This is a genomic window from Nonomuraea harbinensis, from assembly GCF_019396385.1.
Lineage (GTDB): Bacteria > Actinomycetota > Actinomycetes > Streptosporangiales > Streptosporangiaceae > Nonomuraea > Nonomuraea ferruginea.
In genome coordinates this window covers 1-14,405 of record NZ_JAHKRN010000076.1, presented here as the reverse complement: position 1 = coordinate 14,405, position 14,405 = coordinate 1, and the positions used below count along the sequence as shown (strand labels likewise).

Here is a 14,405-nt window from a genome sequence, read left to right as displayed (position 1 = left end):
GGCGACAATCCGTGCAGCCAATGTCGCAAAGGTAACGATTCATCGGGGCCCCGGCTGGCGGTATTTGCCAGTTGTACGCCTAGAGTTCGAGCTGTGAGTACGCACGTGAGGATCAGAGAACGGCTGGACGACCAAGAAATCGCCGATGTCTTGAGTGTCGTGGAAGCGGCCACGGAAGCCGACCGCGTCCGCCCGCTCAACGAGCACGTGATGCTGCATCTGCGCTACGGCGGCGACCCCCGCGCCCGCTCGCTGCTGCTCTACGCGGACGAGCTCGTCGGATACGCCCACGTCGACCCCACCGACGAGGTGGAGGGCCCCAGCGGCGAGCTGGTCGTCCACCCCGCGCACCGGGGCCGCGGCCACGGCAAGGAACTGCTGCGCGCCGTGCTCGACCTGACCGGCGGCAGGCTGCGGCTGTGGGCGCACGGCGGCCACCCCGGCGCGGAGGCGCTGGCCGCGTCGCTGGGCTTCGTGCGCGCCCGGTCGCTGTGGCAGATGCGCCGCTCCCTGTACGCCCCGATCGCCGACGCCACCGTGCCCGAGGGCGTCACGGTCCGCACGTTCGTGCCCGGCCGGGACGAGGAGGCGTGGCTCAAGGTGAACGCCGCCTCCTTCGCCCAGCACCCCGAGCAGGGCGCCTGGGAGCTCGACGACCTGCTGCGACGCGAGCGCGAGCCGTGGTTCGACCCCGAGGGGTTCTTCCTCGCCTTCCGCGGCGACCGGCTCGTCGGCTTCCACTGGACGAAGATCCACGGCTCCGACGAGCACGGCCACGAGCCGCTCGGCGAGGTCTACGTGGTCGGCGTCGACCCGTCCCAGCAGGGCACCGGCCTGGGCAGGTCACTCACCCTGACCGGCCTGGCCCACCTGCGCTCGCGCGGCCTCGCCCAGGCCATGCTCTACGTGGACGAGACCAACACGGCGGCCATCCGCCTGTACGAGTCGCTCGGGTTCGCCCGCTGGGACGTCGACGTCATGTACGCCGCTACTCCACCGCCCAGTGAAGCGCGAAGTACGACAGCGCCGCGACCAGAGCCGCAGCCGGGATCGTAAGGACCCAGGCGGTCACGATGTTGCCCGCCACCCCCCACCGCACGGCCGACAGCCGCTTGGTCGAGCCCACGCCCATGATCGCCGAGGTGATCGTGTGCGTGGTCGAGATCGGCGCCCCGAACCCGATCGCTGCCCCGTACAGGACCGTGGACGCCGCCGCCTCGGCGGCGAAACCCTGCGGCGGGTCGAGCGCGATGATGCGACGGCCCAGCGTGCGCATGATGCGCCAGCCGCCCGCGTACGTGCCCAGCGAGATCGCCGCGGCGGCGGCCAGGATGACCCACTGGGGGATGTCGTCGGTGGGCGCCACGTAGCCGCCGACCACCAGCGACAGGAAGATGACGCCCATGGTCTTCTGAGCGTCCTGCAATCCGTGACCGAGCGCCATCGCCGCGGCCGAGACCGTCTGCGCGTAGCGGAACCCGCGGTTCGCCTTGCCGGGTTGCGCGTTGCGGAAGATCCAGTAGATTGCGATCATGATCGACGCCGCGAGCGTGAAACCCACGAGCGGCGACAGGATCATGGGGATGACGACCTTCTCCACCACGCCGTCCCAGTGGACCACGCTGGCGGACGCGAGCGCCGAGCCGATCAGGCCGCCGATGAGCGCGTGACTGGAGGAGGAAGGAAGACCGAAATACCAGGTGATCATGTTCCAGGTGATGGCGCCGATCAGGCCCGCCGCCACGATCACCAGGCCGTGAGAGCCCTGTGGCGCGTCGATGATCCCTTTGCCGACCGTCTGGGCGACCTGCGTTCCCAGGTGGGCGCCGATGAAGTTCATCGCCGCGGCCATGAAGAGCGCCGCCCTGGGGGTCAGCGCGCGGGTGGAGACGGACGTGGCGATGGCGTTCGCCGCGTCGTGGAAGCCATTGGTGTAGTCGAAGATCAGCGCGATCACGACCACGCCGATGACTAGGGCGAGCGTGAGGTCCACCGGCCCTAGCTTTCCTTGACCGCGATGGATTCGACGGTGTTGGCGACGTGCTCGAAGGCATCGGCCGCCTCTTCGAGGGCGTCGATGACCTCCTTCATCTTCATGACCGTGAGCGCGTCGTACTCACCGCCGAACAGCTTGGCCAGCAGCCGGCGGTAGATCTGGTCGCCCTGGTTCTCCAGGCGGTTGACCTCGATCCAGTACTCGTTGAGGTTCTTCATCGACCGCAGTCGGGGCATCGCCTCCGCCGTGAGCTCTGCCGCCCGCTCCAGCACCTCGACCTGACGGACCACGTCTTTGGGGAGATGGTCGATCTGGTAGAGCACGATGAGGTCGGACGCCGCTTCCATGGCGTCCATCACATCGTCGAGGTTGGAAGCGAGACGGTAGATGTCCTCGCGGTCGAACGGAGTGATGAAACTCTCGTTGAGCCGGTTCATGATCGCATGGGTGCGTTCGTCGCCGGCGTGCTCGCAGGCCCGCATCTTCTCGGCCAGGGACTCCCGATCCGATCCGTCGCTGATGATCTCTACGAGCAAGCGTGATGCGGTGACCAGGTTGTTCGCCGAGTCGGCGAACAGGTCATAGTAGCTGTCCTCACGTGGCGTGAGCCGCAGGCGCACGTCGTTCTCCAGATGTGCGGGGATGGTCCGTGGAAAGGGTAAGGCTTACCAGGTGAAATGCGAACTTCATGTCCCCTTCTCCTAGGCGCTACCCTCCGTATGCTGTACGACACCGGGGCAAGAGTACTTCCAACGCCCCATAGCCGCGCAGCCGGGTACTACACCTCTGTGCGGTGAAAGCTCTGGAACGACCGCGACGGCGTCGGCCCGCGCTGCCCTTGGTAGCGCGACCCGTACCTCTCCGACCCGTACGGGAACTCCGCCGGCGAACTCAACCGGAACACACACAACTGCCCGATCTTCATCCCCGGCCACAACTTGATCGGCAACGTGGCCACGTTGGACAGCTCAAGCGTGACGTGACCGGTGAACCCCGGATCGATGAACCCGGCCGTCGAGTGCGTCAGCAACCCGAGCCGCCCCAGGGAACTCTTGCCCTCCAGCCTGGAAGCCAGATCGTCGGGCAACGTGATCACTTCGTATGTCGAGGCGAGCACGAACTCGCCCGGATGCAGGATGAACGGCTCGTCCCCGTCAGGCTCGACCAGCCGCGTCAGATCCGGCTGCTCCATCGAGGGATCGATGTGCGGATACCTGTGGTTCTCAAACACCCGGAAAAAGCGGTCGAGCCGGACGTCGATGCTGGACGGCTGGACCATGTCCCGGTGGAACGGGCTCAGCGCCAGGCGGCCGGCGTCGATCTCGGCAAGGATGTCGCGATCAGATAGCAGCACGATGAGCAACCTACCCGGTGTGTCCTGGCGAAGTCAGACGGCTCTGCTTGGTCAAGTGGGTCGGCTTTCCGCTAGAGTGTTGGTCGCGGCTTCGGGCCGCGACGCGGGTGTAGTTCAATGGCAGAACATCAGCTTCCCAAGCTGACAGCGCGGGTTCGATTCCCGTCACCCGCTCTCGATGTGAAAGCCCAGGTCGACCGAGGGATTCGGGACCTGGGCTTTGATCTTGTACGGGCTTGGTTTCGATGCCGTGCCAGATTCGTGCCAGAACAGTTGATCTTGCGGTGATCACCCGACTGGTTCGAGTGCTCCGCCGTCGTCATCACTCTCGTCGTCGCTGGGCTTGAGCCCTTGCTTGACGATCTCGCCGAGAGCATCGGCGATGGCCCGGTCACGATCCTTCGCGGCGTGCAAATAGATCATCGCGGCCTTGGTGCTGGAGTGCCCCATGCGGGCCATGAGTTCCTTGAGCGAGGCTCCGGTCATCGCTGCCAGGGTGTTGCCGGTGTGGCGAAGGTCATGGACGTGAATTGCCGGAAGACCGGACTTCTTGATCGCCTTGGCCCAGATCTTGGTGAAGGCGCTGCGGCGGAGCTGTGCTCCCTGCTCACCGACGAAGACCAGGCCGTCCGGGCCGGGCTGGCTGAAGCGCTGAAGATGCCACCGCAGGTCGCCCATGATGACCTTGGGGAGCGTGACCACCCGTACACCGGCGTCCGTCTTGGGCCGACCAGTGATCAGCTCTCCTGTCTTCATCTCGGAGACCGACTCCTCGATCCGTACCGTCCCAGCGTCGAGATCGAGGTTGCGCCTCCGCAGGGCCGCCAGCTCACCCCAGCGCATGCTGCCGAAAGTGGCGAGCAGGACCAGGGCGCGGAACCGGGGCGGTACGGCCGACGCCAGCGCGAAGACTTCTGGCACGGTCAACACCGGACGCTCGTCCGGCCGCTCCACCCCGGCATTCTTGATCTTGCACGGGTTTTTCTTGATCATCTCCTCTTCGACGGCGGTGTTGAGGATGCCGCGAAGCAGCCGGTATGCCTTGGCGACGGTTGAGGCCCCCGGGCCGTTCTGCGTGAGCTTCGTGTGCCACTGCCGAACGTGGCGGGCGGTGATGTCGACGAGGAGCTTGTCGCCGAGGCTCGGGTTGATGTGCAGCCGGAGAAGACCCTCGTAGAGCTGGGCCGTCTTCGGGCGAAGGGTCCTCTCCGTCATCCACGTGGCGGCGAACTCTCGGAATGGGATCTTCCCTGCGTCCGGATCGGTCCACTCCTGGCTGAGGATCTCCGACTCTTTCCGGGACAGCCAGATCTCGGCGTCGGTTTTGGTGGCGAAGGTGTTCGGCGCGGTGTACTCCTGATCATCAGGACCGGTGTATCGCGCCTGGAACCGCCCGGACGGGAGCTTGCGCACCGCGCCGAACCTGCGCCGGTGGCCCTTGTTGTTACCGCCCATCAGGCAACCCTTCTCTTCCGTACGGTGATGGGTTCGACGACCCCGGCCCGGATGAACGCCTCAAGGGCCGATTCGGGGATGCGCACGTTCCGTCCGACGCGGACGAACGTGATCCGGCGTTCCGCGATGAGACGCCGGGGGAACCTCGTGGAGGTGCTGAGCCGGGCCGCGACCTGATCCACGGTCAGCAACCGGTCTTTGGCAATGTCCGGGAGGGGCGATGCCGCCGCCATCTGGCCCGTTCTCATGCCGCCCTCCCTTCTGTTGCCGAAAGATCTTGGCCTTCTGCTCTGGCTTGGAGTTCAGCCATGTGAGCGAGCCAGCGTTGGCGTTCTCGTACGGATCGCAGCAGCCGCACCGACAGCGGCGGCACGTTGGCGTCTCCGGCCGGGACGGGGCGCCAGACGTAGCGGTGTGGGTCGGTGGGCTGGTCAGTCTGTCCGAGAGCTTCCAAGACCCAGGTACGGCGGTCCTGCTTGTGCTCGGCGAGGGTCTTGTTGGACCACTTGCGAGAGACAAGGACACGACGGCCCGCGTAGCCGAGGTGTTCGGGCTTGTGCGCCTTGCTCCGACAGCGGCCCGGCATCATCCCGGCCTTGGCTCCCTTCGGCTGAATGCCGTAGCGCAGCCAGTTGGCGCAGGTGGGCGAGCAGGGCTCGTAGCGCAGGGCATCGACGAACCGGGCCGCGTGCTGCTGCTGAGCCTGGCCGCCGTCGAGGGATTGACCGAGGCTCTTGGTCAGGTACTTCGACAGGTAGCGGATGCACTGGTCGGCGTCCGGGGTTCCGGACAGGACGCCTTTGACGTCCACCTGGTCGCCGAAGCGGATCACGTGCAGCGGCTCGGCGTCCTCGTCGGCGTCGAGCTGGTCGAGGGCTTCGTCCCAGGTGGGCAGGACTTCCCCGGTGTCGGGGTCGAGGTAGCCGGCCCCTTGCTCCCAGACCGGCAGGCGCTCACCGTCAAAGACGACCTTGTCGGCCTGTGGCCACCACACTTGGTGGTAGGTGGCGGCGGCTATCTGCTTGATCTCCGCACGCGGAAGGGTTCCGCGGATGGCCATGTGCAGGTGCGGGGCGAGCCGCTTCTGAGGTTCGACGGTGGCGAAGTACTGCACGTCATAGCCCGCGACGCGGCGTAGGTTCTGCACGAAGCGGTCGATCAGCTTGGAGAAGTGCAGCGCGTCGCGGGCGGCACGCTGGTAGTCGTACGTCTCGGGATCGACGGGCACGCCGTCACGGACCTTGCCGTAGGAGGGCAGGGTGAGCGTGACGAACAGCGACGGCCGGTAGGTCTTGCCGTCCGGGGCCTGGAAGGTGCGGCCGAGGGTGGTGTTGGTCATCGTGCGCTTGGGCAGGTCGGGTGCGTCTTGTCGCCGCTTGGTCGAACGGGTGCGCTTCGGGGCGGTGCGGCCGAGGACGTTGCCGCGCATTCCGGCGTTGTTGATCTCTTCGTCCAGGCCCTCGATGAGTGCGTCCAGCTCGGCGGTGTCGGCACCGGCCTTGTCGGCGTCGTCGCGCTGGGCCTGGATGTCGGCGCGGAACTCGACCAGCCAGCGTTGTTCGTCGTTCGGTTCGTCGGGTGTGATGGTGGGTTCTTCGTCGAGGTGCCAGCCTTCACGGCATTGGGCCATGCGCAGGTGCCGGTTGCGTTTGGCGCACGGAGGGCACTTGGCTTCCATCGGCGAGCCGCAGGGGACATCGACGATCTCCCACTGTCCGGTGTGGGTGTCGAGCCGCTTGAGCGCGACGGGTCGGATGCACACGCCGTGTTGCTTGGCGACCTCCTCGACGACGTCCTGGGCGAGCGGCATCGTCAGCCGGACGGCGCGGGGCAGGGCGCGGTCGTGCGGGTTGGTCATGCGGCCTCACCTCGCTTGGTGAACAGGGTGACCATCTGGCGGATGTCGGTGTCGGAGACGTAGGCGGCGCGGACCCGGATCGGGTCGGGGCTCGTTTCCAGGCGCATGTAGGCGACGCCCGCGCCGAGCTCTGGGACGGGGGAGATGTGATCGGCCAGAGCGCCACGGTCGCGTGCGCCGTCGCCGAGGACCATGTCCACCTGCTCGGATTCGTCGAGTCGTAGGGCGATCTTGTCGGGGAACAGGTTGCGGATGCTCATGACCTCCTTGCGTGGGTCTTGGAGTGCTGCCATGACGCCGACGCCGACCGAGCGGCCTTGGGTGGCGAGGGTGGCCAGGGCGGCGGAGATGCGGTGCCTGAGTTGCTTGTCGGGTTGGTAGGCGGTCAGGAAGGCCACTTCGTCGACGAGGACCAGGACGAACGGGTCCTCGATGGTCGGGACGTGGGAGCGCTGGAGTCCGGCGAAGCGGGCGGCGCGCTTGTGCATCATGGTGACGGCTTCGTCGAGCAGGTCGGCGCAGTCGGCCGGGTCGGCGGCGTACCGGCCTTGGAAGAGTTCGCGGCCGTAGGACAGCTCCATCAGCTTGGGATCGAGCGCCCAGACTTCGACCAGGCCCGCCCGCATGGCGGGGAGCAGGCCGCGGATGGTGTTCCACAGGAACGAGCCTTTGCCGGCCCCTGTGGCTCCCGCGATCAGGACGTGGGTGCCGTGCACCTTGAGCCGCAGCGGCTGGCCGTTTTCCTGCTTGCCGATCTCGACCGGTCCCACGGTCGGCTCATCCGGGATCGGTAGCGCCGGGATCGGGGCGGCCAGTGGGTCGCTGCGCGGGAAGGTAAGCAGCAACAGGCCGCCCTTGACCAGCGTGACGCGGCATGAGGTGACCCCGAAACCGTGGGCGAGGTTGTCGGAGCGGTCGGACCAGTCCTTGACGGCTTGGCCTTTGAGCATGCGGACGGTGATCCGGTCGGCCCAGCCGTCGCACTGGAGGCGGACGATCCGGGGCAGGTAGTCGCGGCCGTGGACGCGCCGGGCCAGGCCGGAGACGTCCATGACGCCTTGCCAGTGACGGCGGTAGACGGAGACGAGCCGCCACCAGGCCAGCAGCCGCCAGCCGACCAGGCGGGCGAATGAGGCCCGGTCGGTGAACGCCCAGCCGAGCAGCGCCAGGACGACGAGCCCGAGCAGGGAGACGGCCAGCGGCCAGTCATAGAGCAGCCAGACGACCCCGAGGCTCACGGGAATGGCAACGGCCACGGGATGCCGCCACACCGTACGCACGAGGGCGACGAGGAACCGGTAGGCGAAGACGAGCAGAGTGAGGATGGCCGGGGTCTTCACCACGGCGGGACGGAAGACGACGGCGGTGTCCGGCGTGGTGGTGACGAGGTTGCGCGTCTCGTCGCCGGGGAGCTTCTTGAACATTAGGCTGAACTCCTCTCGTGATTGGCGTCAGGGGAGAAGAAGGGGCCGCCGGAAGGACCAGTTCCAGCGGCCCCGCTTTCGTGTGTCAGGCCGCCGCGTTCTGCTCGGCGTGCAGGCGCTCGCAGTCGGCCAGGAAGCTGGTGGCCGCTTCGACCAGTTCGTTGGCGAACCTCAGGTGTTCGCCGGTGATCTCGGTGTCGCTGGTGGTGCTGATGAACACGTCGCAGGCGCCGTAGCCGATGCGGATGAAGGCGCAGGCGTGTTTGTCAGCCGAGTAGTACTCGACCTTGGCCAGCGCGTCCGGGTGGATGGAGACCCCGATGCGGGGCTCTTCACTGGGCTTGATGCTGATCGTGGTGTAGCTGGAACCGGTCATGCGGCAGCGGCCTCCTTGCTGCTGGACTTGGCGTTGGTGGTGGCGGGTGCGGTAGTGGTGCGGGGCGCGAGCATCTGCCGCGCCTTGATGGAGTAGGCGAGCCGTCCGGATCCGTTGACGTACGGGGTGACGGTCATGCCGTCGAACTCGACCGGCGTGAACGGCAGCCCGGCGACGGGAGCCGGGGGCACCGGCTGAACCGGGCTGAGGATCTTCACGGCCACGGTCTTCTGTGCGGCCTTGAGCGAGGGGTCGGCATCCATGACGGGGATCTGCCAGACGGGTTCGCCCGTCTGCTTGTCCCGCGCCTGGACGAACCGGCCGTTGGTGGATGCTTCGAAGTCCTTGACCGGCTCGACGTCCCCCACGCTGTAGCAGCCGTACGGGAAGACCTGGGCGTAGGTGACGGGGATGGGGCCTTGGATTGCCATGGTGCGAACCTCCTTGTCTTATGCGGTCAGCCATCTTGACTGACCAAGTTGTGGCTCTATTAAGCACTGAGCCCACTTGGCCAGTCAAGTAGGCCAAGTGGGCTCGGAAGGTAAAGAAATCCGGAGTTACCGGATCGGATACGCATCCTCTAGCTCGTGCCGATCACCGGGAAGCACGGACTCGACCACGACCCATGGCCTGCCGGTGGCGTCGCAGGCCACGGCGTAGACGGTCAGCAGCGCGGCGGAGGGCTTCACGTCCAGGAGGCTGGACTCCTCCTTGGTCGGGTTCCGCGCGGTGACGTGCTCGATGATGTGGTCCAGGGAAGTGCCGGCCGCGCTCTCGACGTACCGGCGAACGCCCTGCTTCAACTCCTCCGGCTCGGTCAGCGGCGTTCCGGACGCCACCTCGACCGGCAGCCACGTCGAGGAGATCTCGGTGGGCTCCCCGTCATGCTCGACCAGCGACCGGCGCAGCACCACCGCGGACTTGGGCTTGAGGTTGAGATAGGCGGCGATCCTGTTGGGCGCCTGCACCTCTTCGGCCGTCAGCAGTCGACTGGAGACCTGGACCTCTTTACGCTCCAGCAGCTCCCGCCCGGTCCGTACCTGCTGACCGGTAGGAATGGCCGGGCGACCGCGCACGAAACGGCCCTTGCCCTGGTGGGTGACGATCCAGCCTTGGTCCCGCAGCACACCGAGCGCCTTGACCACGGTCGGTCGCGCCATGCCGAACTCGGCCATGAGCTGATGTTCGCTGGGCAGCATGGAGCCGGGCGGGTACTCGCCCGAATCGATGCGTCTTTCCAGCTCCGCGATCAACTGGGCGTACTTCGGAGGCGTGTATTCGAATGACATCAGGAAGCCCCGCAATCACCATGCCTGTCTAGCCAAGCAGGCTATCAGCGCAGGCAGCTTGGACAACCCTGGATCAGTCAGAAAGACGTACCCCGCCTACCGGGCCTGACCGAGCAGCAGCGCGTCCCAGACTTGTGCGGCCTCGCGGAACAGCCAGCGGTACGTCTCGTGAACCGTGCCGTCCTTGCGCAGGGTACGCCGGATGTACGCCCGCCCGGCGGCGTGACACAACTCGTAGTAGACGGCCTGGCAGTCACAGGTCCAGGTGATCACCCGAACACGGTCTTCCGCCCGAAGCCTGTCGAGCCACACGATCTCCATGTGATCCGGCAGGGCACTGGGCACGTGCGGGGCCACGCAGTCAGTGACGATCTCCATCACGCGGCCCGCCTTCTGCCCACGCCGGAGCACTCGAAGCAATCAACCTGGGCAAGATCAACCACGGTGCCGTCGATACGGCGCAGCGCGTCAGCGCGGCTGGCCCTCACCCAGCGCCAGCCCTTGCCCCGGCAGGCGCGGCACCTCTCACGTGTCAGCAGCTTGTTCGCAGTCATGGGACAAGCGTCTTGACCTGGACGGAGACAGCCCATCCCGAGCCGAGATCTCTGGACGGGATGGGTGTTATCCCTTGACGGGATGACTGCGAGCCGTGACGGTGGTGTCACCGGCAGTCCAAGGACGCAAGGGGAAACGGCAGATGCCCGCAGACGGGGCCGAACCGGTCGTAGTACCGGCTGACCTGTGGCAACGCCCCGAAATGCTCACCGCGCTCACAAATCGCGACATCGGCCACCTCTTCCGGCTCGTCCGCCAGTACGCAGGCGTCAGCCAGACCCGCATCGGCGTCGCCGTCGGCCTCAGCCAGGGCAAAGTCAGCGAGATCATGAACGGCGCCGTCCAGGTCACCTCATTCGAGGTGTTCGAGCGCATCGCCGAAGGCTTGCGACTGCCGGACCCGGCGCGGATGACTCTCGGTCTGGCTCCGCGCGTCATCACCGGCACCCCGGTCCTGTCAGCACCCATCCCGGCTCGGGATGGAACACCAGCAAGCGGCCTTCTTAGCGTGGAACAAGTCGAACTTGTTGTCAGCCCGCGCCAGAGCGCCGACCTGCTTGATGTTGACGTGCTGACGCTGGCCTGGATCGTGGGAAGGCTGGACGCACACGTGGACCGCCGAACGATGCTCCTGCTCGCGGCCGGATTGACCGCCGAAGCCGCCGCCTCCGTCACCGACCCCTGGGAACGGCTCACCCGAGCCCTTGCCGGCCCCCAGGTGCTCGACGAGGACACCGTCGAACGCCTCGAAGCCCGGACCATCGGCTTCCACCGGCTGGAGTACGAACTCCCCGCCAGCGCCCTCTATCAAGGACTGACCAGCCACCTCAACGAGCTGAGCGCCCTGCTCCAGGGCGCGCCCGAGCGGTTCCGCCGCAGACTCGCCGCCACAGCCGGGGAAGCGGCGACACTGGCATCCTGGCTGGCCTGGGACCTCAAGCGACCCGCACAGTCGGCATCGTTCGACCGCGTCTCAGCGCTCGCGGCCAAGGAGAGCGGACACCCGATCATCCAGGCATGCACCCACGCCTACCGCTCGTACATGCTGGAGGGCCGGGCCGCTCTGGAGGCGGTACGGCAGGCGCAGCAGTTCCTACCGGCCCAAGGCGACGACGCCACACGGGCATGGCTGCTCTGCCTGGAGGCCGAACACCTCGCCGCGTTCGGGGACCTGGAAGCAGCCGAACGGCTACGACAGGCAGAAGAGGCGTTCGACCGTTCCCGCCCGCATCGTGAACGCGCCTGGACCCGCTTCCTGGACGGCGGGCGCATGGCCGCCTTCCAGCTCTCCGTACAGGTTCGGCTGGGTGACGAACGCCAGGTGATCGCAGCAGGGCAGCATGCACTCAGCTCCGTCGACGAGGGCGGCGACCACAAGCGCATCGCCGTCATCTACGCCGACGTCGCCCAAGCTCAGTTCCAGATCGGCGACGTCCCGACCGGCGTCACCTACGCCCGTCGCGCCCTGGACTCGGCCCAGCGCACGGAGTCGACGTGGGGTCTGCAACATCTCAGCACCGTTGAGAAGACGCTCGCCAGCCAGCAGGACCCCGCCGCCCGTGAACTCCTCGGTGACCTGATCGCTACGCGCCGGGCTCTGGGGCCGTCTCCCGCCTGATCCACTCCAGATAGTCCGGCGTACCTGCCACCAGCGGAACGGCGAAGATCTGCGGCACTTCGTAGGGGTGCAGTTCCCGGATCGCAGCGGCCAACTCGTCGAACCGCTCGGCGGTGGTCTTCATGAACAGCAACCACTCATCAGCCTGATTGATCTCCCCACGCCACCAGTACACGGACGTGATCGGAGCGACGAGCTGTGCTGCGGCGGCCAGGCGTTCAGCCACCACCGCCGAGGCGATCCGCTCAGCAACATCACGATCCGGCGCGGTCACATGGACTTCAACGAACTCGGCCATGCCGCTCACACTGCCGAATTGTTCTTGTCTGTATCAAGCGGCGGCGCGGCGCGCCGCCGTACCCCCGGCCCTCCGCCCGCCCGCCGTCCGGGCGTGCGGCCTGGGGGCCGGTCCCGGACGGCGGCGGGACACCGGGCCGGGCACCGCACGCCGCCCCCGCCGTACCAACCGAACGCACCGACCGGGGTTGCCGCGCCGCCACACAGATACAGCCCTACGATCGCCACAGCATGGCTGGACCCCGTACATGGTCGGGGGCGATCGAAGGTCCAGGGCTTCGTACCTCAGCCCCGGCCCACCGGATCGCGTGGACTCTTCGTGACGCCTTAGCCACGAGGAACTGGGCTGTGACGCGTACTCAAGACCTACAATCCGCACATGAGCGCCTTATGTCGGGCTGCAATCGTAGGAATCGCCATCGGGTTGATGGAGGTCCTCGTTCACCTTTATGGGCCTGAGGACGACACTGGTGCACCTCTCTTGCTCCTCGCGCCGTTTCCCGCAGGCTTGCTGCTCGGATGGCTGGTCAGATTGCCGCGTTGGTGGCTGGTCGCTGTGGTGGCGCCGTTCGTCAACATTGCCATCCTCGTCCTGGCGCTTCGCGGCCTGACGATCCCCGATCTCATGGATCTCGGCGTGCCGTCCGGAAGTCTCATATTCGCCGCTGTCGGAGCTGGTGGTCATGTCGCGGCAACGGCCATGGTGATGCAGGGCGACCGACTGCTCCGCTTGTCTGTGCTAGGGGCGCTCATCGTCGCGTTCGCCGGCGTGGCCGGGAGCAGCGACGAAATCAGTGAGGCGGCACGAGAGCGGAGACTGGTCCGATCCGGCCTGCCGCTGATCGGCCTCGGTTCTCAGCAGTACCGGCCTGTTCACCTGACAGAGTGGTTCGGTGAGGTGGAAGAGGGGCCGCCGTCAATCGGTATCTATTATGCGAGGCTACGTGACCAAGTGGAGATCGAGCTGTATGTCATGCTGGCGACCATCGCCTCGCCGAAGGCTGCCTGCGCCGAACCCGTTCCATATGTCACCCAGTTAGCAGACGTCACCGGAAGCTGCCGACAAGTGTCGACGGACGTTTGGGTACGAACAGAAGGCACCTTGACGAGAGTGTTTGCGAAGCGCGGCAGCGCCTTGGTCCAGGTGGCGAGTGACAAGGTGTCAGAGGTTGACCTGCTCGCCGTCCTGCCAACGCTTCGACCCGCCACGGCGAAAGAGCTGGCCGGGATCGGCGAGATCTAAGTCTTGAGGTCCCGCGTGCCAGATCCGTGCCAGAACGGTCGGGGAGTAGCGGTCACTCATGGCTACTCACGAGCAGCAGACAACTTCTGGCCTGCACTATCGTTTTCCCAGCTCAGCGCGTCAAGATCAGTAGATGGTTCCCAAGCTGACAGCGCGGGTTCGATTCCCGTCACCCGCTCTCGGAGCAAAAAGCCAGGTCAGGGATGGGTTCCCGACCTGGCTTTGATCGTTCCTAGGGTTCTTTTCGATCTTCCGTGCCCGTTACGTGCCCGATCCGTCTGGATCTTGTTCTTCCGGCTCGGGCTCTTCCGGCTCGGGCTCTTCCGGCTTCAGTGCCTCCTCGGCGAGCTTGCCGAGAGCGTCGGCGATGGACCTGTCTCTCTCCATCGCGGTGTGCTGGTAGATCAGCGCCGCCCGGGTGGACGAGTGTCCCATGCGGGTCATCAGGTCCCGTAGCGTCGCGCCGGACTGCGCGGCGAACGTGTTGCCCGTGTGACGAAGGTCATGGAAGTGGAAGCCGCTGAGCTTGGCCTTCTTGAGCGCTGCCGCACATACGCGGGTGAAGTTCGCGCGTCGGAGCCTTGCGCCCTTGGGGCCGACGAAGACATGGCCGTGCTCACCCTTCTCGGCGTACGTCTCCATGTGCTCGCGGAGATCCGGGAGCAGTGTCGCCGGAATGCTGACGATGCGCTTGCCTGCTTCCGACTTGGGCGGGCCGATGGTCACCGAGCCGTCTTTGAGAGGACGATCCGTGAGCCTATGCCCGTGATGTCGTAGTGTGATCGAGTGAATCTGTAGCGTTACGCCCGGCTTGTGAGCGTGGACGTGTTGAGATAGCCGGGTGAGTGAACGCAAGCCGTACGCGACGGACTTATCCGATGAGCGGTGGGCCCTGATCGAGCCGGTGATCACGGCGTGGAAGGCCGCGCACCCCTCGGTC

17 protein-coding genes and 1 tRNA gene are annotated in these 14,405 nt (G+C 66.4%); 5 read left to right on the top strand and 13 right to left on the bottom strand.

Annotated features, from left to right (window positions below):
- Positions 1-93 precede the first annotated feature (93 nt).
- The gene (gene mshD, locus KME79_RS41410; RefSeq protein WP_261809058.1) at positions 94-1,056 is read left to right on the top strand and encodes a mycothiol synthase; all 963 of its coding nucleotides are present in this window, start codon (positions 94-96) and stop codon (positions 1,054-1,056) included.
- On the opposite strand, the gene KME79_RS41405 is transcribed toward mshD, so the two are convergent.
- From KME79_RS41405 to dcd, 3 genes are all read right to left on the bottom strand, one after another.
- Positions 989-1,993, bottom strand: a complete 1,005-nt coding sequence (locus KME79_RS41405) for an inorganic phosphate transporter (protein ID WP_148036593.1) — start codon at positions 1,991-1,993, stop codon at positions 989-991. The two genes, mshD and KME79_RS41405, sit on opposite strands and share 68 nt — an antisense overlap.
- Before the next feature lie 5 nt (positions 1,994-1,998).
- Entirely contained in the window at positions 1,999-2,616 is a 618-nt protein-coding gene (locus KME79_RS41400) for a DUF47 domain-containing protein (protein WP_148036594.1), read from the bottom strand.
- Between the two features lie 158 nt (positions 2,617-2,774).
- Positions 2,775-3,350, bottom strand: coding sequence for a dCTP deaminase (dcd, locus tag KME79_RS41395; RefSeq protein ID WP_148037269.1), 576 nt, complete (start codon positions 3,348-3,350; stop codon positions 2,775-2,777).
- 103 nt (positions 3,351-3,453) lie between these two features.
- Here dcd and KME79_RS41390 point away from each other — a divergent pair.
- Positions 3,454-3,524: transfer RNA gene (locus tag KME79_RS41390), tRNA-Gly, on the top strand.
- A gap of 114 nt (positions 3,525-3,638) precedes the next feature.
- Here KME79_RS41390 and KME79_RS41385 read toward each other — a convergent pair.
- From KME79_RS41385 to KME79_RS41350, 8 genes are all read right to left on the bottom strand, one after another.
- Complete coding sequence (locus tag KME79_RS41385; RefSeq protein ID WP_219551532.1) at positions 3,639-4,805, bottom strand: tyrosine-type recombinase/integrase; 1,167 nt, start codon at positions 4,803-4,805, stop codon at positions 3,639-3,641.
- On the bottom strand, positions 4,805-5,053 hold the full coding sequence (locus KME79_RS41380; protein WP_246641283.1) for an excisionase family DNA-binding protein: 249 nt from the start codon (positions 5,051-5,053) through the stop codon (positions 4,805-4,807). Before KME79_RS41380 ends, KME79_RS41385 begins: the two co-directional genes overlap by 1 nt.
- Entirely contained in the window at positions 5,050-6,663 is a 1,614-nt protein-coding gene (locus KME79_RS41375; protein WP_219551530.1) for a replication initiator, read from the bottom strand. Before KME79_RS41375 ends, KME79_RS41380 begins: the two co-directional genes overlap by 4 nt.
- Positions 6,660-8,087 (bottom strand): FtsK/SpoIIIE domain-containing protein, encoded by a 1,428-nt coding sequence (locus KME79_RS41370; protein WP_219551528.1) that lies wholly within the window; start codon positions 8,085-8,087, stop codon positions 6,660-6,662. The genes KME79_RS41375 and KME79_RS41370 overlap by 4 nt, the downstream gene beginning before the upstream one ends.
- An 85-nt stretch (positions 8,088-8,172) precedes the next feature.
- Positions 8,173-8,463 (bottom strand): hypothetical protein, encoded by a 291-nt coding sequence (locus KME79_RS41365; protein WP_219551526.1) that lies wholly within the window; start codon positions 8,461-8,463, stop codon positions 8,173-8,175.
- Positions 8,460-8,894 (bottom strand): plasmid replication, integration and excision activator, encoded by a 435-nt coding sequence (locus KME79_RS41360; RefSeq protein WP_219551524.1) that lies wholly within the window; start codon positions 8,892-8,894, stop codon positions 8,460-8,462. The genes KME79_RS41365 and KME79_RS41360 overlap by 4 nt, the downstream gene beginning before the upstream one ends.
- A gap of 126 nt (positions 8,895-9,020) precedes the next feature.
- The gene (locus KME79_RS41355) at positions 9,021-9,752 is read right to left on the bottom strand and encodes a GntR family transcriptional regulator (RefSeq protein ID WP_219551522.1); all 732 of its coding nucleotides are present in this window, start codon (positions 9,750-9,752) and stop codon (positions 9,021-9,023) included.
- Between the two features lie 96 nt (positions 9,753-9,848).
- Entirely contained in the window at positions 9,849-10,130 is a 282-nt protein-coding gene (locus KME79_RS41350) for a hypothetical protein (protein WP_219551520.1), read from the bottom strand.
- A 379-nt stretch (positions 10,131-10,509) separates the two neighbouring features.
- Here KME79_RS41350 and KME79_RS41345 point away from each other — a divergent pair, with 379 nt between their 5' ends.
- Positions 10,510-11,925, top strand: a complete 1,416-nt coding sequence (locus KME79_RS41345; protein WP_219551518.1) for a helix-turn-helix domain-containing protein — start codon at positions 10,510-10,512, stop codon at positions 11,923-11,925.
- On the opposite strand, the gene cutA is transcribed toward KME79_RS41345, so the two are convergent.
- Positions 11,891-12,223, bottom strand: coding sequence for a divalent-cation tolerance protein CutA (gene cutA, locus KME79_RS41340; protein ID WP_219551516.1), 333 nt, complete (start codon positions 12,221-12,223; stop codon positions 11,891-11,893). The genes KME79_RS41345 and cutA overlap by 35 nt on opposite strands.
- A gap of 378 nt (positions 12,224-12,601) precedes the next feature.
- Here cutA and KME79_RS41335 point away from each other — a divergent pair, with 378 nt between their 5' ends.
- Positions 12,602-13,465: a hypothetical protein gene (locus tag KME79_RS41335; RefSeq protein ID WP_219551514.1), complete on the top strand. Its 864-nt coding sequence runs from the start codon at positions 12,602-12,604 to the stop codon at positions 13,463-13,465.
- A gap of 261 nt (positions 13,466-13,726) precedes the next feature.
- Here KME79_RS41335 and KME79_RS41330 read toward each other — a convergent pair whose 3' ends face one another.
- The gene (locus tag KME79_RS41330; protein ID WP_246641282.1) at positions 13,727-14,320 is read right to left on the bottom strand and encodes a tyrosine-type recombinase/integrase; all 594 of its coding nucleotides are present in this window, start codon (positions 14,318-14,320) and stop codon (positions 13,727-13,729) included.
- Here KME79_RS41330 and KME79_RS47595 point away from each other — a divergent pair.
- Positions 14,307-14,405, top strand: a 99-nt coding sequence (locus KME79_RS47595; protein ID WP_372452453.1) for a transposase, incomplete at its 3' end; no start/stop codon positions are given. The genes KME79_RS41330 and KME79_RS47595 overlap by 14 nt on opposite strands.